This window comes from Roseibium sp. RP-7, from assembly GCF_053005225.1.
The window spans coordinates 1-19,156 of the sequence record NZ_JBRKQA010000005.1; the positions used below are offsets into that span (position 1 = coordinate 1).

The 19,156-nt window shown below is 59.1% G+C and carries 15 protein-coding genes and 1 tRNA gene; 2 read left to right on the top strand and 14 right to left on the bottom strand.

The genetic code is table 11. From position 1 onward, the window contains the following. Nucleotides 1-49 precede the first annotated feature (49 nt). Nucleotides 50-126 (top strand) — tRNA-Met (locus tag ACVDG9_RS28130). A 75-nt stretch (nucleotides 127-201) separates the two neighbouring features. Here the strand turns inward: ACVDG9_RS28130 and ACVDG9_RS28135 are convergent. The 7 genes from ACVDG9_RS28135 to ACVDG9_RS28165 form a co-directional block, all read right to left on the bottom strand. After that, entirely contained in the window at nucleotides 202-366 is a 165-nt protein-coding gene (locus ACVDG9_RS28135; RefSeq protein WP_447239655.1) for a hypothetical protein, read from the bottom strand. Between the two features lie 30 nt (nucleotides 367-396). Beyond that, nucleotides 397-1,743: a TRAP transporter large permease gene (locus tag ACVDG9_RS28140; protein ID WP_208984788.1), complete on the bottom strand. Its 1,347-nt coding sequence runs from the start codon at nucleotides 1,741-1,743 to the stop codon at nucleotides 397-399. Beyond that, nucleotides 1,709-2,284 carry a TRAP transporter small permease subunit gene (locus tag ACVDG9_RS28145; RefSeq protein WP_031268996.1) on the bottom strand — a complete coding sequence of 192 codons (576 nt, stop codon included), beginning with the start codon at nucleotides 2,282-2,284 and terminating at the stop codon, nucleotides 1,709-1,711. The genes ACVDG9_RS28140 and ACVDG9_RS28145 overlap by 35 nt, the downstream gene beginning before the upstream one ends. Before the next feature lie 182 nt (nucleotides 2,285-2,466). Next, entirely contained in the window at nucleotides 2,467-3,531 is a 1,065-nt protein-coding gene (locus tag ACVDG9_RS28150) for a TRAP transporter substrate-binding protein (RefSeq protein ID WP_051990202.1), read from the bottom strand. A gap of 436 nt (nucleotides 3,532-3,967) precedes the next feature. Then, nucleotides 3,968-7,156, bottom strand: a complete 3,189-nt coding sequence (locus ACVDG9_RS28155) for an efflux RND transporter permease subunit (RefSeq protein WP_447239614.1) — start codon at nucleotides 7,154-7,156, stop codon at nucleotides 3,968-3,970. 123 nt (nucleotides 7,157-7,279) lie between these two features. Then, a complete protein-coding gene (locus ACVDG9_RS28160; RefSeq protein WP_023000087.1) occupies nucleotides 7,280-8,470 on the bottom strand; it encodes an efflux RND transporter periplasmic adaptor subunit in 1,191 nt (396 codons plus the stop codon). Between the two features lie 59 nt (nucleotides 8,471-8,529). Continuing rightward, a complete protein-coding gene (locus ACVDG9_RS28165) occupies nucleotides 8,530-9,327 on the bottom strand; it encodes an alpha/beta hydrolase fold domain-containing protein (protein WP_023000088.1) in 798 nt (265 codons plus the stop codon). Between the two features lie 167 nt (nucleotides 9,328-9,494). Between ACVDG9_RS28165 and ACVDG9_RS28170 the strand changes: the two genes are divergently transcribed. Then, on the top strand, nucleotides 9,495-10,415 hold the full coding sequence (locus ACVDG9_RS28170; protein ID WP_023000089.1) for a LysR family transcriptional regulator: 921 nt from the start codon (nucleotides 9,495-9,497) through the stop codon (nucleotides 10,413-10,415). Nucleotides 10,416-10,470: 55 nt separating this feature from the next. Here the strand turns inward: ACVDG9_RS28170 and ACVDG9_RS28175 are convergent, their stop codons facing one another. From ACVDG9_RS28175 to pdxR, 7 genes are all read right to left on the bottom strand, one after another. Continuing rightward, the gene (locus ACVDG9_RS28175; RefSeq protein WP_447239615.1) at nucleotides 10,471-11,769 is read right to left on the bottom strand and encodes an NAD(P)/FAD-dependent oxidoreductase; all 1,299 of its coding nucleotides are present in this window, start codon (nucleotides 11,767-11,769) and stop codon (nucleotides 10,471-10,473) included. An 8-nt stretch (nucleotides 11,770-11,777) separates the two neighbouring features. Then, nucleotides 11,778-13,400 carry a GMC family oxidoreductase gene (locus ACVDG9_RS28180; RefSeq protein WP_447239616.1) on the bottom strand — a complete coding sequence of 541 codons (1,623 nt, stop codon included), beginning with the start codon at nucleotides 13,398-13,400 and terminating at the stop codon, nucleotides 11,778-11,780. A gap of 8 nt (nucleotides 13,401-13,408) precedes the next feature. After that, entirely contained in the window at nucleotides 13,409-14,269 is an 861-nt protein-coding gene (locus ACVDG9_RS28185) for an ABC transporter permease (protein WP_055661526.1), read from the bottom strand. A 12-nt stretch (nucleotides 14,270-14,281) separates the two neighbouring features. Then, nucleotides 14,282-15,154 carry an ABC transporter permease gene (locus tag ACVDG9_RS28190; protein WP_023000093.1) on the bottom strand — a complete coding sequence of 291 codons (873 nt, stop codon included), beginning with the start codon at nucleotides 15,152-15,154 and terminating at the stop codon, nucleotides 14,282-14,284. Further along, complete coding sequence (locus tag ACVDG9_RS28195; RefSeq protein ID WP_447239618.1) at nucleotides 15,151-16,275, bottom strand: ABC transporter ATP-binding protein; 1,125 nt, start codon at nucleotides 16,273-16,275, stop codon at nucleotides 15,151-15,153. Before ACVDG9_RS28195 ends, ACVDG9_RS28190 begins: the two co-directional genes overlap by 4 nt. A gap of 128 nt (nucleotides 16,276-16,403) precedes the next feature. Further along, nucleotides 16,404-17,480 (bottom strand): extracellular solute-binding protein, encoded by a 1,077-nt coding sequence (locus ACVDG9_RS28200; protein ID WP_023000096.1) that lies wholly within the window; start codon nucleotides 17,478-17,480, stop codon nucleotides 16,404-16,406. A gap of 115 nt (nucleotides 17,481-17,595) precedes the next feature. Then, nucleotides 17,596-19,083, bottom strand: a complete 1,488-nt coding sequence (gene pdxR / locus ACVDG9_RS28205; protein WP_447239619.1) for a MocR-like pyridoxine biosynthesis transcription factor PdxR — start codon at nucleotides 19,081-19,083, stop codon at nucleotides 17,596-17,598. Nucleotides 19,084-19,156 lie beyond the last annotated feature (73 nt).

The following is a 19,156-nucleotide window of genomic DNA, read 5'->3' on the forward strand; positions in this document are numbered from 1 at the left end:
ACCCACTTGGACCAAACGCGCAGCGCGCCAAGGACAAACAAAAAAACAACGCGGGATGGAGCAGCCCGGTAGCTCGTCAGGCTCATAACCTGAAGGTCGCAGGTTCAAATCCTGCTCCCGCAACCAAATAAAAAAAAGGCCGCCCAAAAGGGCGGCCTTTTTTGTTGGATCACGGCGGGGGCAGGGCGGAAGACCGGAAACCTAGGCCGTTTCGGAGAGAACCTGTCCCAGCGTTTCCACCATCTTGTCAATCATGCCTTCTTCTACAATCAATGGAGGCGAAAGGGCGATGATGTCGCCCGTCACGCGGATCAGCAAGCCTGCTGAAAAGGCAAAGAAGCCTTCAGGTGTAATGGCGTGCCGCATCCAATTGAAAGAACACGACACGCCTTTGAGTTACAGCATCCAGGTCGCGATGCCAGGGAAGAACAGCAAGATTGCGAGAACAAAGAGCTGCAGCACGATAAACGGAAGCAGAGCTCCGTAGATGTTGCCGAGCGTAATGTCCGGTGGTGCCACGCTTTTCAAATAGAAGGCCGCCGGTCCAAACGGTGGTGTCAGGTAGGAGACCTGCATGTTGACGGCAAACAGGATGCCGAACCAGATCGGATCATATCCTAGCTGAACGACAATCGGCACGAAGATGGGCAAGGTCAGAAGGGCGATCCCAATCCAATCCAGGAACATGCCCAGCACTAGCAGGATCAGCATCATGATCAGAATGACGGCCACCGGCGACGCGTCGAGACCAAGCATGACCGCGGAGACGAAGCGGTTGCCCCCCATCAGGTTGTAGACACCGACGAGCACGGCTGCGGCGATCCCGATCCAGATGATCATGCCGCAGGTTTCCAGCGTGTGGACCAGACTGTCCTGAAGCATACGGGCGTTAAGTTCCCTGCGAAGCAGTGCGATGATGAGCACTGACGAAACCCCAAGTGCAGCTGCTTCGGTGATAGAGGCGATGCCTCCATATATGGAACCCAGAACCGCTACCACGATGAACACAGGGGCGATCAGGGACCGGATCGCACTTCCTATTGTTTCTTCGGCGCGTTCTTCCGCGGAAATTGGTGGCCCGAGGTCCGGGTTTCGGAAACAGCGTACTAGAACATAAGCGATATAGCAGCCGAGCAGCATCAGGGCAGGTGTGACTGCCGCAACGAAGAGGTCGGCAATGGAAACACTTGCCACCAGCCCATAAATGATCAGAACGATCGAGGGCGGCATCATGGTCCCAAGCGAACCACCGGCGCAAACGACGCCTATCGAAAGGTCACGGTCATATCCAAGCCGCAGCATCTGGGGCAAGGCCAGAATTCCCAGTAGAACAATCTCACCACCGATGACGCCGGACATGGCGGCCATCAGGGTGGCGACGATCAGCGTTTGAACAGCGACACCACCTGGCAACCGTCCGGCAAGAACCCTCATTCCGTTGAAGAGGTCCTTTGCGATGCCTGATCTGTCGAGGAGCGCCGCCATCAGGATGAACATCGGAATGGCGACGAGGGAATATTCCGTAATGAAGCCGAAGATGCGAGCCGTAACCAGCGGTAACGCATTTCCTCCGAACCAGCCGAACGTGAAAACCAGGGCTACGAGCCCCGTCACCCAGGCGAGAGGCTGACCTGTAAGCAACAACACGAAGATGCTGCCAACGAGCAGAATTGTACCGTATTCAATACCCAGATCGTTGAGGCCCATGTCATTGGCCTCCGCGTTCGCTGTAGGCAGCGTCATCGCCGCGGATCGCCTTGATCAGGTGCATCAGGGTCTGAACGAACATCAGGCAAACGCAGATCAGAATAATGATTTTCAGCAGTGCCGGTGTCGGTGGGTTCCACGCCGTACCCGTGCCCTCCAGATGAATATCGCCGTTGGGTCGGTGGGTAGCCTTCCAGGCCATTGTCGCGCCCGCGTATCCCAGTCCTGCAAAGAAGATCATCGCGATCAAGGAATTGACGATATCCAGCCATCGACGCACCCGGGGCGAAACCGAGTCATAAATCATGCGCACGCGAATATGCTTGTCGCGAGCGAGCGCTACGGGGCCGCCGATCAGGAAGATGGCTGCTATGAGGAAGGTCGTGCTCTCGTGAGCCCAATACGTCGGGCTATCAAAAACGTAACGGGCGATAACCTCATATACGCTGATGGCAAACGCCAGAAAGATAGCCCAGGCAAAGAGCTTCGCGGACCCGGCAATGAACCGGTCGAGGCCGGTTCGCAGGTTCGCCTGGCCATTGTCCTCCAGGTCACTCACATCCGGATTGTCCGGCATGGATTCTTCTCCCGTCGCGCAGTTGGCAAGCTGTTGTGGAAATAGGGGATGGCCAATCAGTCTTGGCTGACGGCCACGCACCGGCATCTCGTTTCACCCGTTATGGACAGATAGAAACAAGGTCAGGCCGCACCCGGACCTTTCGGTCCGGGTGCGGCTGCGTCAACGGAACGTTGGTCAGATCAGAGCTGGTTCCGGCCCTTCAGATAAGCGACCACCGCATCGTAGTAGCGTTGGGTGAGGTCGTTCTTGCCGGCCCAGTTTTCCCATTCCTGCTGCGCGATCCTGCGGAACTTCGCTCGCTCGTCGCCGGACCAGTTGACAATTTCGATCTCCGGGTTTGCCTTGGCTTCCTCTACTGCGGCCGCATCGAGCTTGCGTACGGAATAAACGTGATCGAAAATGAACTGGTCAACGGAGGCGTTCAGGACGGCCTTCAGGTCGTCCGGAAGTTCATCCCAGATCGATTTGGTCATCGAAATGTCGATCAGCGGCAGGGAATGAAAGCCCGGATACAGCGGATAGTGGGCAACGTCGTTCATGCCCTGCGACTGGTTGGTTGCAAAAACCGTGTAATCGGCCGCCTGGACAACGCCCTTGTCGAGAGCCGTGAAGACCTCTGAACCGGGAAGTGCTACCGGAGAGGCACCTGCCTTGGAGAAGATCTCGTAGACCATGCCTTCCGGTGCACGCATCTTGACGCCCTTCAGGTCTTCCACGGAGCGGATCGGAACACTGGAGACGAAAGCTTCCGGCTCAGTTGCCGCCGCTCCGATGAAATGGACGCCATAGGGCTCGACCAATTCGGCGTAAAGCTCGTGACCGCCACCGGATTGCATGAACCCGATCAATTCGAACGGATCGCTCCAGGCACCGACCAGGTTGCCCATCATCGCGAAAGCGGGATCCTTGCCGGCGAAATAGCTCGGATCGGTCAGATGCCCCTGAAGAATGCCGGAGCCAACGGCGTCAAGCGTATCGGTATGCGGGACAACGGCACCAATCGGCAAAATCTCGATCTCGATCCGCCCGCCGGACATTTTCTCGACGTTTTCAGCCCACTTCTGCTTGTTGATGAATCCGGGTTCACCAGCCGTTTCCGAGGTCTGGAAGGTCCAGTTGTAGTCGGCGGCCGTTGCGGCGGTCGGTGCTGAAAAGACCGACAGGGCAAACAAGCTTGTTAGAATTCCGGTCTTCAGTGACGACAGACGCGCAAAACATCCCTCTCTAGTCACAGTTTGTTTCATGCGTGCTGCAAGGTGCTGAAATCGCACACCGCCGCGCAGCGTTTTCCTGTCTTGGTGATAATTATTCGATTGCATGTTTTCCTCCCACATACATCGCCACAAGTTGGCTAGCCAACGCCAGGCACGTCACGTTACGCGGCCAGAAACCAAATATGACAGGTCAATTCACGCAATCCATTTGCGGGAACCCGCAATTTGGGTGTCGTTGCCGGCATTGCATCTCAGGGATGTGAGGGGTGTTCCGAGTGCGGCGACCTTGCGTGACGGGGGGTATCGGGGGAGGCCTTCAGATCTTACCTTGATCGCATGGAGAGTGCGTGCGGCCGACTCCGACGCCAGCTGATTGCATTCCTCACGCCAGTGAAGGGCTACCCAAGTACAAAACGCCCTGGAAACGAATGCTTCCAGGGCGTTTTTCTTGTCATTTGGTCCAGGTTCAAGCGGTCGTGTTCTGCGCTTGCGGCTGCTCTGCTGGTTCCTCGTGTTGTGCAAGCGGGCGATTGCCCGAGAGCTTGCGGACCAGCACGTAGAACACCGGCGTCATGAAGATCCCGAAGAAGGTCACGCCGATCATGCCGGAGAAAACCGCGATGCCCATCGCGGCTCGCATTTCCGCACCGGCGCCGGTGGAAAGCACGAGCGGAACCACACCCATGATGAAGGCCATCGAGGTCATCAGGATCGGGCGCAGACGTAACCGGCTGGCTTCGACTGCCGCTTCAACCGGCGTTCGGCCTTCAAATTCCAGTTCCCTTGCGAATTCCACGATCAGGATCGCGTTTTTCGCAGAAAGCCCGACAAGCACCACTAACCCGATCTGGGTGAAGATGTTGTTGTCGCCATGTGTCAGCCAGACGCCCGTCAGGGCCGCAAGGACACCCATCGGTACGATCATCACGATCGCCACCGGAAGCATCAGGCTTTCATACTGGGCGGCAAGCACCAGGTAGACCAGAAGCAGGGCCAGAGGGAAGACCAGGAACCCGGAGCTGCCGGCAAGGATCTGCTGGTAGGTCAGGTCCGTCCACTCAAAGGCAATGCCTTTGGGCAGGGTTTCTTCCGCAATCCGCTCGACCGCTGCCTGGGCCTGGCCGGAGGAAAACCCGGGAGCCGGGCCACCATTGATGTCAGCCGCAAGGAAACCGTTGTAGCGGGTTGCCCGTTCCGGCCCGGTGGTGGCCTCCACCTTCAACAGGGCGGAGAGCGGGATCATCTGGCCGGTGGCAGAGCGAACCTTCAACTTGCCGATATCGTCGGCATGCGCCCGGTACTGGGCGTCCGCCTGCACCCGGACACTGTAAGTGCGACCGAAGGCATTGAAGTCGTTGACATATAGTGAACCCAGGTAGATCTGCAGCGTCTCGAATACGTCCGTTACCGATACGCCGAGCTGTTCCGCCTTGGTGCGATCAAGATCCGCATAAAGCTGGGGCACATTGATCTGGAAACTGGAGAACAGCCCAGCCAGTTCCGGCGTCTGATAGGCTTTGGCCAGGAAGGCCTTGTTGGCCGCGTCGAGTGCCTGGTAGCCGAGACCTGCCCGGTCCTCGATCTGCAGTTTGAATCCGCCAGTGGTGCCAAGGCCCTGAACAGGCGGCGGCGAGAACATGGCAATAAACGCGTCCTGGATCGTGCCGAACTTCTGGTTCAGCTGCATCGCAATGGCGTCGCCGGACAATTCCGGAGATTTGCGTTCCTCGAAATCCGTCAGGGTGGCAAAGACGATGCCCGCGTTGGAAGAGTTGGTGAAGCCGTTGATCGACAGGCCCGGGAAGGCGATGGCGTGTTCGACACCTTCCTGCTCCATGGCGATCTCGCTCATCCGGCGGATGACGTCTTCGGTCCGGTCCAGCGTGGCAGCGTCGGGGAGCTGGGCAAAGCCGATCAGATACTGTTTGTCCTGTGCCGGCACGAAGCCGCCGGGGACTGTTGTGAAGAGACTGTAGGTCGCCCCTGCAAGTGCCATGTAGACCACCATGACGATGGTCTTGCGGGACAACAGGCCGCCGACGCTCTTGCCATAGGCGTTGGAACCGGCGCCGAAGGCCCGGTTGAAGCCCTTGAAGAACCAGCCGAACAGGAAGTCCATCGAACGTGTCAGCCAGTCCTTGGGCGCATGGTGATCCTTCAGGAGAAGGGCGGCCAGGGCCGGGGACAGAGTGAGCGAGTTGATGGCCGAGATGACAGTCGAGATTGCGATCGTCAGTGCGAACTGGCGATAGAACTGACCCGAAAGGCCGGTGATGAAGGCCAGCGGGACAAACACCGCCACAAGCACCAGTGCAATGGCGATGATCGGTCCGGAGACTTCCTTCATGGCCTTGTAGGTTGCCTGGCGCGGGTTCAGCCCGTTTTCGATGTTTCGTTCAACGTTTTCAACGACCACGATCGCGTCATCGACCACGATGCCGATGGCGAGAACCAGCCCGAAGAGGCTGAGAGCGTTGATGGAAAAGCCAAAGACATACATGACGCCGAAGGTGCCGATGATCGACACGGGCACGGCGATCAGCGGAATGATCGATGCGCGCCATGTCTGCAGGAACAGGATCACGACGAGGACCACAAGCACAACAGCTTCCAGCAGCGTGTCGACAACCTTCTCGATGGAGGACCGAACAAACTTTGTGGTGTCGTAGACGATTTCGTATTTGACGCCGTCAGGCATGGCGACCTGAAGGTCGTTCATGGTCTCGACCACTGCGTCGGAGATCGCAATTGCGTTGGAGCCAGGTGCCTGGAACACAGGAATGGCGACGGCCGGTTTGCCGTCGAGCAGGGAGCGCAGCGAATAATCGGCTGCACCAAGCTCGATCCGGGCAACGTCGCGCAATCGGGTGACCTCACCGTTTTCACCGGTACGGACAATGATGTTGCCGAACTCTTCCGGTGTCTGAAGACGACCTTGCGCATTGACGCTGAGCTGAACGTCGACACCCTTCAGGTTTGGCGAAGCGCCGATAATGCCGGCCGCGGCCTGCACGTTCTGTTGACGAATGGCGTTGGTGATGTCGCTGGCTGCCAGGTTATGGCCGGCCGCCTTTTGAGGGTCGACCCACACACGCATGGAGTAATCGCCGGAGCCGAACACCTGCACTTGGCCGACACCCTGCAGGCGGGCCAGCCGGTCCTTGATGTTGAGGACGGCATAGTTGCGCAGGTAGGTGATGTCGTAGCGATTGTCCGGCGAAGTCAGGTTCACGACCATCATCAGATCGGGAGAACTTTTCACCGTGGTAATGCCAAGGCTTCGTACTTCCGCCGGAAGACGGGGTTCGGCTTGCGAAACGCGGTTCTGGACAAGCTGCTGAGCCTGATCGGGATCAGTGCCGAGCTCGAACGTGACCGTGAGTGTCATGACGCCGTCAGAGGTCGCCTGGCTGGACATGTAGAGCATGCCCTCGACACCGTTGATCTGTTCTTCCAGCGGCGTTGCCACCGTCTCGGCAATGACCTTCGGGTTCGCCCCCGGATAGGCGGCGCGCACGACGATCGATGGCGGTACCACCTCGGGGTATTCTGAGATCGGCAGCGCCCGCAGACCGATCAGGCCGGCGATGAGGATGAGGACAGACAGCACACCGGCAAAGACCGGGCGGTCGACGAAGAATCTCGAGATATTCATATCCAGGCCCTTTCCGGTCGGAAATCGGGACAACACGTCCCCGGCCGGTGGCGGCGCCACCGGCAATCATGACTTGAATTGTTGAAGAGGGGAGGTGGAGCGCCTTGCACTCCACCTGTTCACTCAGTTTGCAGCGGCAACGTCGTTTTCGAGCTGAGGATCGACGAGTGCACCAGAGCGGATCCGCTGCAGGCCGTTGACGACGATCCGTTCACCCGGTTCGAGGCCGCTGTCGACGATACGTGCACCTTCCGCGGTCCTGCCAAGGTCGATCGGCCTGTAGGCCACCTTGTTGTCGTCACCGACGACATAGACATATTTCTTGTCCTGGTCGGTGCCGATGGCGCGTTCGCTGATCAGGACCTTCTGTTCCGGCCTTGGTTCACCCATGCGGATGCGCACGAACTGGCCCGGGATCAGCCTGCCGCCCGGATTGTCGAAGACTGCCCTGACACCAATTGTGCCGCTGACGGCGTCAACCTGGTTATCGACCAGCTGCAGCTTGCCCTTCACCGGGTGTCCGGCGGTTGACGAGGTTTCGATTTCGACGGGGATCATGTCCAGTGGCGGTACCGCTGCATCTGTCTGCGGCAACTCGGCCAGAACCCGCGAGACCAGGTCTTCACTTGCGTTGAAGCTTGCATAGATCGGATCGACAGAGACAAGGGTTGTCAATGCCGGCGATGCGGAGCCCGCGGCAACGAGATTGCCGACGGTGATCTCGATCTTGCCGACACGACCCGACACGGGTGCCAGCACCTTGGTGTAGCCAAGTTCCAGCTTGGCCGACCTGAGAGCTGCCTTGACGGTTCTGAGGTTGGCCTGTGCTTCGGCGTAGGTGTTGCGGCGCTGGTCGAGGACGCTTTGGGAGATGGTCCGGTTTTCGATCAGCTTGTTGCCACGATCCAGTTCCAGCTTGGCGAGGTTGAGCTGCGTTTGCGCAAGTTCAACCTGACCTTCCCTCTGAGCGACGGCGGCCTCGTAGGGAGCCGGGTCAATGGTGAAGAGCAGGTCACCTGCTTCCACCAATGCGCCTTCACGGAAATCGACGGATTGAATGGAGCCGGCCACACGGGAGCGGATCTGCACCCGGTCAACGGCTTCGAGCCTGCCGGAGAAATCTTCCCACACGGTTATTTCGCGGGATTTGACCTCGGCAACGGTCACCGGCACCGCCGGGATGGCGACTGTGCCGCCCGCGGCCGTTGCAGGGCTGCTTGCCGGAAGGTTCATGATGAGGACAGCGGCTGAAACAGAGACAGCAACTGCCAGACTGGCGCCCGTCAGGGCCCAGCGCTTGCTTCTTGATGTCATTGGTCTCTCCTTGGAAACCCTGCTGAAAACACAATCTTCAGAAGGGTTTGGATATCAAATCAGTGGACGCTGACGGACTGCACGAAACCGGAAAACTGCGTGCTTACGGTTTCTTGCCAGGATGGGGTCTCGTCCGTCTTTCCGCCGTAGAGTGATGGCCAGCCTGTCCCGGCGGGGAGAACATGCTGGTGAACTTCAACGCCTGCATTTTTCAGGCAGGTCGCAAAGCCGAGTGTTTCGTCCTTGAGCGGATCGTCCTGAGAAGACAGAACAAGCGCGGGGGCAACGCCGGTCAGGCGTGAGCACATGCATGGGGCTGCATAGGGGTGGCACATGCCGGTGCTGAGATAGTGGCTCCAGCCGTCGGCCCAGATGTCCTTCATGCCGAACTCGCCGGCCTTCTGAAACGACGCAGAGCCCATGAAAGGATCAAGCAGGGGTGACAGAAGGATCTGTCCGTCAAGTTCATCGGCGAAATGATCCCGCGCCTTCAGCGCGACCGCTGCGGCGATGTTGCCGCCAGCTTCGACGCCGCCGACAAGAAGCAGGGATTTCCGATTCCCAAGGCCGGCGCGCTTTTTCGCCAGATAGGAGAAGATCGAAAACCCCGTTTCCAGCGGCTTCGGAAAAACGCTGCCAAGCGGTACATTGTAATCCGGCATCACGACAATGGCGCCGGTTTCGGCAATGAGATGCGCAAACTCGCTTTCCTGCGGGACGGTGCCTTGAAAAGCGCCGCCGTGAAAATAGATCAGGACTGGCGGCGACTTGCTGTATTCGGCACCCTGGTAGACACGTGCCGCCACGGGGCCGATGGCCACCTTGTCGAGTGTCATATCCTTGATCTGCACCGTCATTTTCAGCGCCGTTTCGTGTCTGTTGGTTGAGGGAGAACTGGGTACACCAGCTCTCTTGCATGTCCGATAGGTATTGTTGTTCCAACTCTGGAATAAGGGGTGTATTATTGGTTTCACTATTCGAATTTTCGAATAATAAGCCTATTTTTTGATCAGGACGCCCAGAAATGGATCAACTCTCCGCCATGCGCGCCTTTGTGAGGGTGGTTGAAACAGGAAATTTCACCCGAGCCTCCGATTCCCTTCAGATGCCGAAGGCGACGGTTACCAACCTGATCCAGAATCTCGAGAAACATCTGCAGACCAAATTGCTCAACCGGACAACGCGGCGCGTCATCGTGACGACGGACGGCGCGCTTTATTATGAGCGGGCCGTTCAGATCGTTTCGGAGGTCGACGAACTTGATGCCAGCCTGTCCCAGGCCCAGAGCAATCCGGGTGGGCGGCTGCGCGTGGAAATGTCAGGGGCCTTTGCTGACTGGTTCGTGATACCGGAGCTTGGCGGTTTTTACGAAAAATACCCGGATATCCGTATCGACCTCGGGATCGGCGACAGGACAGTCGACTACCTGGCAGAGAATGTTGATTGTGCCTTGCGTGGTGGTGCACCGGCTGATCAGTCGCTGATTGCACGGCGGGTGGCGGAGGTCGGCCTGACCACTTGCGCGGCAGCGTCCTACCTGGAGCGGGCAGGTACACCGGAAACCCCGGCAGACGTGAAGGCGAACCACTATTGCGTCAACTATTTCGTTGCCGCCACCGGACGCACACACCCGTTCACCTTCCGCAAGGACGGTGAGGAAATTCTGGTCGACGGACGCTATCATTGCTCGGTCAACGATGCCCGCAGCTATGTGGCGGCGGCTGTTGCCGGTCACGGTATCGCGCAGCTGCCTGACTTCATGGTGCGGGAAGAGCTGAAGCGCGGGGACCTCGTGCCGCTGTTGACGGAATGGTCTGCCGACACCATTCCGCTTTATATCGTCTACCCACCCAACCGGCACCTTTCGAACAAGGTTCGCGTTTTTGTCGACTGGCTGGTGCGCCTGCTTGCCGATGTGCCGGCGCCCGCCCAGTCTTCGGTATGAAATGCTGGCAAGAGGTGCAGCGCAAGAAGGCTATCCACCGCGAGGCTGACCCCAATCAGATGCCGAACCTGTCCCGCAGCCGGTAGACCAGCACCGATGGTGCCAGGAACCACGGATTGCCCTGGTACAGCGGCCGGGTCGGGAAGGGGATCTTCTCGAACGCGGAGAGTGATTTTTCTCGGCCGGCAGCTTTCTGGCCCATACGCATGCCGAGATAACTCGCCATACCCACCCCGGACCCGCAATAGCCGCCTGCGTGAAACAGGCCGTTGTCTTCGCCAGCATGGGCGAGTGTGTCGAAGGTGTAGCCGACAAACCCCATCCAGGCATGGCTGATCTGAACGGAGCCAAGTTCCGGAAAGAGGGCCGTCATATCGCGGTGGAGCTTGAGCGCGCTGTTGCGCGGGTCCGTTTCGCTCAAGGAGACCCGGCCGCCAAACAACACGCGCTTCCGGTCGGGGGACAGCCGGTAGTAATAGACCAGTTTTCTGGTGTCGGAGAGGACCCGGTCCGTCGGAAACAGCCGGTCGATCGTTTCACTCGGGATTTCTTCCGTAGCGATCACGTAGGAGCCGATCGGGATCAGCCTCCGCTGAAGCCAGGGCGACAGGGGGCCGGAGTAACCATTGGTCGCCAGAATGACCTTGCCTGCCTTGAGGGAGCCGTCGCTTGTCAGGACCTTGAAACCTGACGTCTCGCGTTCAAGCGACACCACCCGGCACTTGCCGCGCACCATCGCGCCTTCCGCCAGCACCTTGTTCAAAAGTGAAGGATGGTACTTGCTGACATCGATGCTGCAATGATGCGGATTGACGATACCGCCATGATAGGCATCGGTCCCAAGCTCCCGTGCCATGTCGCTTTTCGGCACCATGAAGGCATCGGTCTTCCACACGGGGTGTCCGGCGGCACAGTCTCTGGCAAGGCTCTCGTAAAGATGGGGCTTGTGGGCGCCGTGGAAGCGGCCGGTTTCCCGTAAGCCCATCTCCAGTCCATCTTCCCTTGAAAGTGAGTGCATGTAGTCGAGGGACGCCTGGCCTTCCAGGCAAAGCTGGGTGGCGAGCTCCCTGCCATAGCGGCCCGCCAGGTTGGAAAAGGACGGCTTGAGGCTGGTCGAAAGCTGGCCGCCATTGCGCATGCTGCAGCCCCAACCCGGGTCTTCCACATCGAGAACCAGTGTGCCGAGGCCTTCACGGGCGGTCTGCAGTGCGGCGTTCAGGCCGGTGTACCCACCGCCAACCACCAGCACATCGACCTCTGGGGGCAAACCTGTATCCGGCAGTACGAGTTTGGGCGCGATATCCTGCCAGTATGGTGTCGTCTTGTAGTTGTCCGCAAAAAGAGCCTGAGTCATTACGTGCCTTACGCCGCTCGTGTGTCTTCCAGGATAAGGTCCGCGCCTTTTTCGCCGACCATGATCGCAGGTGCGTTGGTGTTGCCGGACGTGACCGTCGGGAAAATAGAGGCATCGACAACCCGAAGCCCTTCGACCCCGTAAACCCGTAGGCGCGTGTCGACGACGTTTTCGTTCGCGTCCGGTCCCATGCGGCAGGTGCTGACAGGGTGGAAGACTGTGGAACAGCGGCTGCGGACATCCGCCAGCATGTCCTCGTCGGTCTGGACACCCGTGCCGGGTGTGATCTCCTCGTCGATAACCGATTGCATGGCAGGGCTTTCGGCGATCTTGCGCATCAGCTTGCTGCCTTCGATCATCTCCGTGAGATCGCGGTTGGTGCTGAGCGAGTTCGGGTGGATCTCCGGCATGTCGAACGGATCGGAGGAGCGCAGGCAGATATGGCCGCGGCTGGTAGGCCGCGTCGGCTGGAAGCCGAGGAGGAAGCCGGGGAACGGGTCCGGGTTCATCAGCGGACGTTTCCCCTTCGGCGCCTTGGTGTAGCTGACTGGCGAGAAATACAGCTGGATGTTCGGCCGTTCACAATCCGGATTGCTTCTGACAAAGCCACCAGCCTGATTGACACTGAGCGACAGTGGACCACTGCGGGTCAGGACATAGCGGATGCCCTGGGCGAGCTTGCCCCACCAGGGATAAAGCTGCTGGTTCAGCGTCGGCACTTTGGACCGGTAGAGATAGTCAAGACCGAGATGGTCCTGAAGGTTCTTGCCGACAGCAGGGCTGTGCAAGGTGGAGGAAATGCCCTTGGCCTGCAGTTCCGCGCCATCACCAATGCCGGACAACATGAGGATTTGCGGCGAGTTGACGGCACCTGCACTGAGGATCACTTCCCGGCGGGCCTTCACGGTCTGCTCGGTGCCGCCTCGGCTGTAGACGACACCGGTCGCCCGTCCGTTCTCAAGGATCAGCCGGGTCGTGTGTGCGTTGGTCAGGATGGAGACATTCTGACGTTTTTTCGCGCGTGAAAGATAGGCGCGGGCCGTCGACATGCGGAACCCGTTTTTTGCGGTTATCTGGTAGAGGCCGACACCTTCCTGGCTTCTGCCATTGAAATCCGGGTTACGGCTGAAGCCGGCTTCCTCGCTGGCTGCCAGGAAGTTTTGACACAGCGGGTGGACGTCCTTGTCCATGGAGGAGACATAAAGGGGGCCATCCCCGCCGCGATAGTCGTCGGCACCGTTGCAATTGGTTTCCGAGCGCTTGAAATAGGGCAGAACGTCCTGCCAGCCCCAGCCGGTGTTGCCGAGGGCCTTCCAGTCCTCGAAATCCGCATGCTGACCGCGGATATAGACCATGGCATTGATCGAACTGGACCCGCCCAGCACCTTGCCGCGCGGCCAGTAGCCGGAGCGGTCGTTGAGCCCCGGGTCCGCCTCGGTGTGGTACATCCAGTTGATGTTCCGGTTATAGAAAGCCTTGCCGTAGCCGATCGGCATCCAGATCCAGAAATTGAGATCCGAGCCGCCTGCCTCCAGAAGGCAGACGGTGTATTTGCCGTCTTCCGACAACCGGTCGGCAAGCACCGAGCCTGCCGAGCCCGCGCCGACGATGACAAAGTCGAACTCCGCCATGAATGCTCCTATTGAGAGGTCTTGTCGCGCTGGATGGCAATCGATAGCAGCGCAAGCAGTCCGGACCCGACCATGAGCACGAAGGAGACGGCATTGAGGACCGGCGTCGAGCCGACCTTTGCCATCCGATCATACATGGTGATCGTCAGTGGTGCTTCCGAGCCGACAAGAAATAGCGTGGTGTTGAAGTTCTCGAACGAGACCAGGAAGGCGACGATGCCGGCCGCGATCATCGCCGGTCGCAGGAAAGGCAGCGTGACGGTGCGCAACACGCGGACCCGGCTTGCCCCCAGGTTGAAGGCGGCTTCTTCCATCGTGGCGTCGAATTTCTTCAGCCGGGCCGTGATCACCAGCGAGGTGATGGTGGTGATGAAGGAAAACTGCCCGAACACGACAAGCAGAAGGCCTGGCCTCAGGAACTCAAGCTCCAGATCGAACCTGTTTTCCATGTAGTTCGCGGTGTCGCTGGCCAGGACCAGGATGGAGATGCCGAGGATGACACCCGGGATCACCAGCGGCACCACCATCAGAATGTAGAAGAAGTTCTTGCCCGGAAACTCGCCGCGCACGAACAGAAACGCATTGGTCGTGCCGACGAAGACGGAGAGCGCCGCCACGAAGATTGCGATGACGAAGGAATAATAAAGCCCCTGCAGCAAACGCCGGTCATGGAACATGCCGAGTTTTGGTTCGGTGTCGCTGAAGAACCAGTCCAGCGTGAAACCTTGCCAGGGTAGTGCCGGGAACAGGCTGTCGTTGAAGGCGAAGGCTCCGGCTGAAATCAGCGGCGCTGCCAGGAAGATGAAGAAGGCAACGACATAGAGCCGGTAGCCCATCAGGAACGGAGAGGAGTTCTTTTGCGCAAGCATCGTCTGTCCTCCTCAGCTCTTGGCCACGGTGTTGGCGAGGGTCTGGCCGGAGAGTTTCAGGCCGAGCCAGATCACGACGGAAGTAAAAATCAGGAGCAGCATGCCGAAGGCCGCGCCTCCCTCCCAGTTGAAGCGGGTGATGAACTGATTATAGATCTGTTCGGTAAACCAGCTCGAATTCTTGCCGCCGAGCAGGATCGGCGTCAGGTAGGAACCTGCCGTCAGCATGAAGGTGACGATACAGCCGGCCACGATGCCCGGCATCGCGTAGGGAATGATGATCCGGCGCAGCACGGTGAAGCCGCTGCCGCCCAGATTGTACCCGGCCTCGATCATTGAATTGTCCATGCCGTCCAGCGTCGAAACCAGTGGCACGATCATGAACAGGATCACGGTGTAGACGAGGCCGATGATGACCGCGATGTCGTTGTAGAGAAACTCGACAGGCTGGCCGACCAGTCCGGTCCAGAGCAGGAAATTCGAAATCACACCGGTTTCGCGCAACAGCAGGATCCAGCCGAAGGAACGGATCAGGTCGCTGACCCAGAGCGGGATCAGGCAGAGCAGGAACAGGCCACCGCGCGCCCTGGGGCCGGCGATCTTGGCGATGTAGTAGGCAATGGGAAAGCCGATCAGCAGCGCCAGTGCAGTGACCAGCAGGGACATGGACCCGGTTCGAAGAAGCGTGTTCCAGTAGATCGGTTCGTTGATGAAATCCAGATAGTTGGCGAAGCTGTACTCATAGACGCGCGGTGCCACTTTCTCGCGGAAGGAGAGGAGCACCATGCCGATGTGCGGCAGAATGATCAGAAGCAGGATCCAGAGCGCGAAAGGCGAAAACAGCAGGATCAGCGACAGCCGTTTGATGTCCTTGTTCTGCATCATGCGCTCTCCGCGCGGGCAAAACACATGGCCTGACGAGACGACCAGATCAGGCGCACGTCTTCTCCGGGTTTCAGGTCGTTGTTGCCGGTTACCGTCACATCGGACTCGATAAGCTCGCCGCTGCCGGTCCGTACGAGCACACGGCTGTTGGCACCGTTGAAGAGCAGGCTGTCGATGACACCGCTCATCTGGTTGTCGCCTTCTGTCACGGCCTGGTCCGCTTCGGATGCGCGCACCGTGCGGATGAATTCCGGCCGCACGAAAATCTCCACCTTGTCGCCATCACGAATGGTCTGATCCGCGCCGGCACTGAAACTCATCGAAAGGCCCTGGTCGGTTTCCACCTTGCCACCCGTGCCATCTGCGGATTTCACCGTGCCGGACCAGCGGTTGCTGTCGCCGACAAAGCCGGCGACGAAGGCAGTCTTGGGGTGATGATAGAGATCCTGCGGCGTGCCGATCTGTTCGAAAATGCCCTGGTTCATGATGGCGACGTTATCGGACATCACCAGTGCTTCCGACTGATCGTGGGTGATGTAGATAAAGGTCGTGTTGAACTGGTGCTGCAAAAGCTTCAACTCGATCTTCATCGCTTCGCGCAGCTTCAGATCGAGCGCGCCGAGCGGTTCATCGAGCAAGAGTACATCCGGATCGAGCACCATGCAGCGAGCAATGGCGATGCGCTGTTTCTGGCCGCCGGACAACTGGTGGATTTCCCGCTCGCCAACGTCGGGCAGGGCGATCCGCTCCAGCACGTCCTGAACCTTGCGTTTGATGTCGGCATTGCCCACGCCCGCGCACCTGAGGCCATAGGCGATGTTCTCGTAGACGTTCATCATCGGGAACAGCGCCAGATGCTGGAACACCATCTTGACGTTGCGCCGGTTGGGCGGCACGCCGAGTACCGACTTGCCCTTGATCTTGATGTCGCCGGAGGTCGGGTCCTCGAAACCCGCGATCATGCGCATCAGGGTTGTCTTGCCACAGCCCGACGGACCGAGAATGGAGAAGAACGAACCGCTCGGGATCTCGAAGGAGACACCCTTGACGGCGCGAAATCCTCCAAAACTCTTGGCAAGGTCGAGGCATTCAAGATCGTAGGCGGGTGAGGTGTGTTTCATCAATGCGGGCCAACTGGAAGGGATCGGGGTTTGGAGCGCCGGGTTGTGTCCGGTTGCTTCTCTCCGGTGTTTTGATTTTTTCAAAAAGGAAAGGGCTGCCGGAATGGTTCCGGCAGCCCCGAACCTGATCAGCCGCCTGTGGCAGCCTTGATCTTCTCGAGGGTCTTGCCTTCCATGTCTTCCACGCCGGGAGGAATGTTGGCAAAGAACTTGAGATTGTCGATGTCGGCTGCGGTGAAGGCCGCATTGACGGCTGCCTTCTTGTCTTCCGGCAGCAGGTCGGTACCACCCTTGACCGCGGCAATCGCGCCGGTGCTGCCGGACATGATGGTCACGTTTTCCGGCCGCAGCACGAAGTTGATCCACTTGTAGGCGGCATCATCCGCCTTGCCCTTGCGCGGCAGGGCGAAGGTGTCGATCCAGGCTAGTGCGCCTTCCTTCGGCGGAACGAAGACAATGTTCTGGTTCTGGTCGTAGAGCTTGTAGGCGGTGGAATCCCAGGTTTCGGATGCCACGATTTCGCCTGACAGCATCATCGCGGAAAGGTCGTCGCCGCCTTTCCAGTAGGCCTTGATGTTGTCCTTGCACTCGATCAGCTTGTCGGCGACCTTGTCCAGGATGCCCTGGTATTTCTCAAGATCCGCATAGGCCGCGAACGGGTCTTCGCCCATCGAGAAGGCCGTGCCGAGCAGGATCGTGCGCTTCAGGCGCATCGAGGTCTTGCCCTTGTAGGCCGGGTCGCACAGGTCGGCCCAGCTCGAAAGGTCCGGAGCCTTTGTCTTGTCGGCCATCAGGCCGGATGTGCCCCACTGGTGGGGAACCGCGTAGACTTCACCCTCGATCGTCGTGTTTGCCTTCACGCCGTCAAGCAGCTTGGCTTCCATCGCACCGGTGTCGATCTTTGAGAGATCCAGCGGCTTGTAGATGTCATATTCCAGCTGGGCCGCGTAGATGCGGTCGTGGCTTGGCTGGGCAAGGTCGAAGCCGGCACCACCGGTGGCGCGCAGCTTGGCAATCATTTCCTCGTTGTTGGAGAAGGTGACTTCAACATCAATGTCCGGATATTCTTCTTCAAATTTTTGGACCAGTTCGTCGGGAGCGTAAGACCCCCAGGTCAACAGGCGCAGGGTCTCTGCCTGGGCAGAGCCGGCACCGGCAAGCATGGTTGCGGCCAACAGGCCGGTTAGTGTTGTTTTCAAATGCATGACGTCCTCCTGAATGCACTCAGCGTACTAACCGGAAAAAAGCCTAGGTTGGAATTGGCCTGCCAAATATATCCATTGCAGATAATTTAGCAGTCCAATTGACCGAGGGTGCACCTTAGCTGGTGCAGCAAACAGGCAGGATTTTCTTGAGAACCTTCATGCCTTTGCGGATGTCATCCTGCGCGGAGCTGCCGAAGCCGAGGACAATGCCGCGCTGCGGTATCCGGCCGAGAGCGTAGCGAGACAGGGGGGCGGTGGTGATGCCGTGTTTGGCCGCTTCAGCGACGATCCTGTCTTCGTCGTATCGGTTCGACAAAAGGCCGACAGCATGAAAGCCACTGCTGGTTGGCTGCAGGTCGATGTCTCCTGCAAGACTGGCGCTTTCTGCCATCAAGGTATCGTGACGGTGCTTGTAGAGTTGGCGCATGGTGCGGATGTGGGTTGCGAACATGCCTTCATCCATGAATTCGGCAACGATCGCCTGGGTGACGGTCGGAACACCGGCAAGCCAGGTCAGGCAGACCCGTTCGAAGCTTTCCACCAAGCCTTCCGGCACCAGAACGAAGCCGAGCCTGAGTGCTGGAAACAGGGACTTGGAGAAGGTGCCGACATAGATTACCCGGCCGTGGGTGTCGATGCTCTTGAGTGTTGGTGGTGGCTGGTCGCCGAAATAGAACTCGCCGTCGTAGTCGTCCTCCACGATCATGGCGTCGGCTTCATTGGCGGCTTTCAGAAGCGCCAGGCGGCGGGAAAGGCTCATGACGTGGCCGAGTGGCTGCTGGTGCGATGGCGTTACGAAGGCGAGCCGAAAGTAGGGCGCCTTGGCAAGGCCGTCCTCGATGCAAAGGCCTTCCGCGTCAACGGCGACGGGAATTGGCCTTGCGCCAATGGCAACAAAAGCGTTGCGCGCACCAATTGCGCCAGGATTTTCAAACCAGATCGGCTCGCCCGGATTGACCAGCATGCCGCCGACCAGGGAAAATGCGCGCTGGGCGCCGTTGGTGATGAATATTTGTTCGGGGTCGCACTTGATTCCGCGGGAGGCATTGAGCTGACGGGCAATCGCCCGGCGCAGCGGCATGTAGCCGAAGGGCTCGCCGTAGCCGGCAATGTGGTCGCGGTCCTTGCGCCAGTGCCGTGCGGAGAGTTTTGCCCATTGCGCCATCGGGAAGGCGTCGAGTGCCGGCAGGGCTGTGACGAAGGCCTGCGATTTGTGCGGCAGGCGCGAGCGCAAGGTGAAGTCCGGGATGGCATGCCGGGTCGCGTGGGAAAGGCGCGGCACGACGGGGGTGATGTCGCTGGCCTCCTGTGACGGCTTCGGTGCAAGGCGGGCGTTCAGCGCTTCACTCACGAACGTGCCAGCGCCTACCCTTGCCTCCAGAAGACCCTCGGAAATCAGGCGGTCGGTCGCATCGATTACCGTCGTGCGGGAGACGCCGATCTCCTGCGCCAGGGTGCGTGTGGCCGGCATCCGGTCACCCGGGGTCAATGCCCCCGTCAGCAGCAGGTCGCGCAGGGCCATGTAGAGCTGGATCGAAATTTTCTTTTCGGCCGTCTTGTCGATCTTGATCGACGAGAGCACAGCGCCGGCATGCCGTTTCATCGCATTCTCCCAAATTGGTATGAGAGTTTGCGCAAAACGGACCTTCTATCAAGTCCAATTCTGGATAAGGGTC

Excerpts from the sequence above, each read along its gene's own strand:
- ACVDG9_RS28135 (WP_447239655.1), bottom strand. The coding sequence starts at position 366 with ATGCGGCACGCCATTACACCTGAAGGCTTCTTTGCCTTTTCAGCAGGC.
- ACVDG9_RS28175 (WP_447239615.1), bottom strand. The coding sequence starts at position 11,769 with ATGACTCAGGCTCTTTTTGCGGACAACTACAAGACGACACCATACTGG.
- ACVDG9_RS28165 (WP_023000088.1), bottom strand. The coding sequence starts at position 9,327 with ATGACGGTGCAGATCAAGGATATGACACTCGACAAGGTGGCCATCGGC.
- ACVDG9_RS28145 (WP_031268996.1), bottom strand. The coding sequence starts at position 2,284 with ATGCCGGACAATCCGGATGTGAGTGACCTGGAGGACAATGGCCAGGCG.
- ACVDG9_RS28190 (WP_023000093.1), bottom strand. The coding sequence starts at position 15,154 with ATGATGCAGAACAAGGACATCAAACGGCTGTCGCTGATCCTGCTGTTT.
- ACVDG9_RS28180 (WP_447239616.1), bottom strand. The coding sequence starts at position 13,400 with ATGGCGGAGTTCGACTTTGTCATCGTCGGCGCGGGCTCGGCAGGCTCG.
- ACVDG9_RS28170 (WP_023000089.1), top strand. The coding sequence starts at position 9,495 with ATGGATCAACTCTCCGCCATGCGCGCCTTTGTGAGGGTGGTTGAAACA.
- ACVDG9_RS28150 (WP_051990202.1), bottom strand. The coding sequence starts at position 3,531 with ATGAAACAAACTGTGACTAGAGAGGGATGTTTTGCGCGTCTGTCGTCA.
- ACVDG9_RS28185 (WP_055661526.1), bottom strand. The coding sequence starts at position 14,269 with ATGCTTGCGCAAAAGAACTCCTCTCCGTTCCTGATGGGCTACCGGCTC.
- ACVDG9_RS28155 (WP_447239614.1), bottom strand. The coding sequence starts at position 7,156 with ATGAATATCTCGAGATTCTTCGTCGACCGCCCGGTCTTTGCCGGTGTG.
- ACVDG9_RS28200 (WP_023000096.1), bottom strand. The coding sequence starts at position 17,480 with ATGCATTTGAAAACAACACTAACCGGCCTGTTGGCCGCAACCATGCTT.
- ACVDG9_RS28160 (WP_023000087.1), bottom strand. The coding sequence starts at position 8,470 with ATGACATCAAGAAGCAAGCGCTGGGCCCTGACGGGCGCCAGTCTGGCA.
- ACVDG9_RS28140 (WP_208984788.1), bottom strand. The coding sequence starts at position 1,743 with ATGACGCTGCCTACAGCGAACGCGGAGGCCAATGACATGGGCCTCAAC.
- ACVDG9_RS28195 (WP_447239618.1), bottom strand. The coding sequence starts at position 16,275 with ATGAAACACACCTCACCCGCCTACGATCTTGAATGCCTCGACCTTGCC.
- pdxR (WP_447239619.1), bottom strand. The coding sequence starts at position 19,083 with ATGAAACGGCATGCCGGCGCTGTGCTCTCGTCGATCAAGATCGACAAG.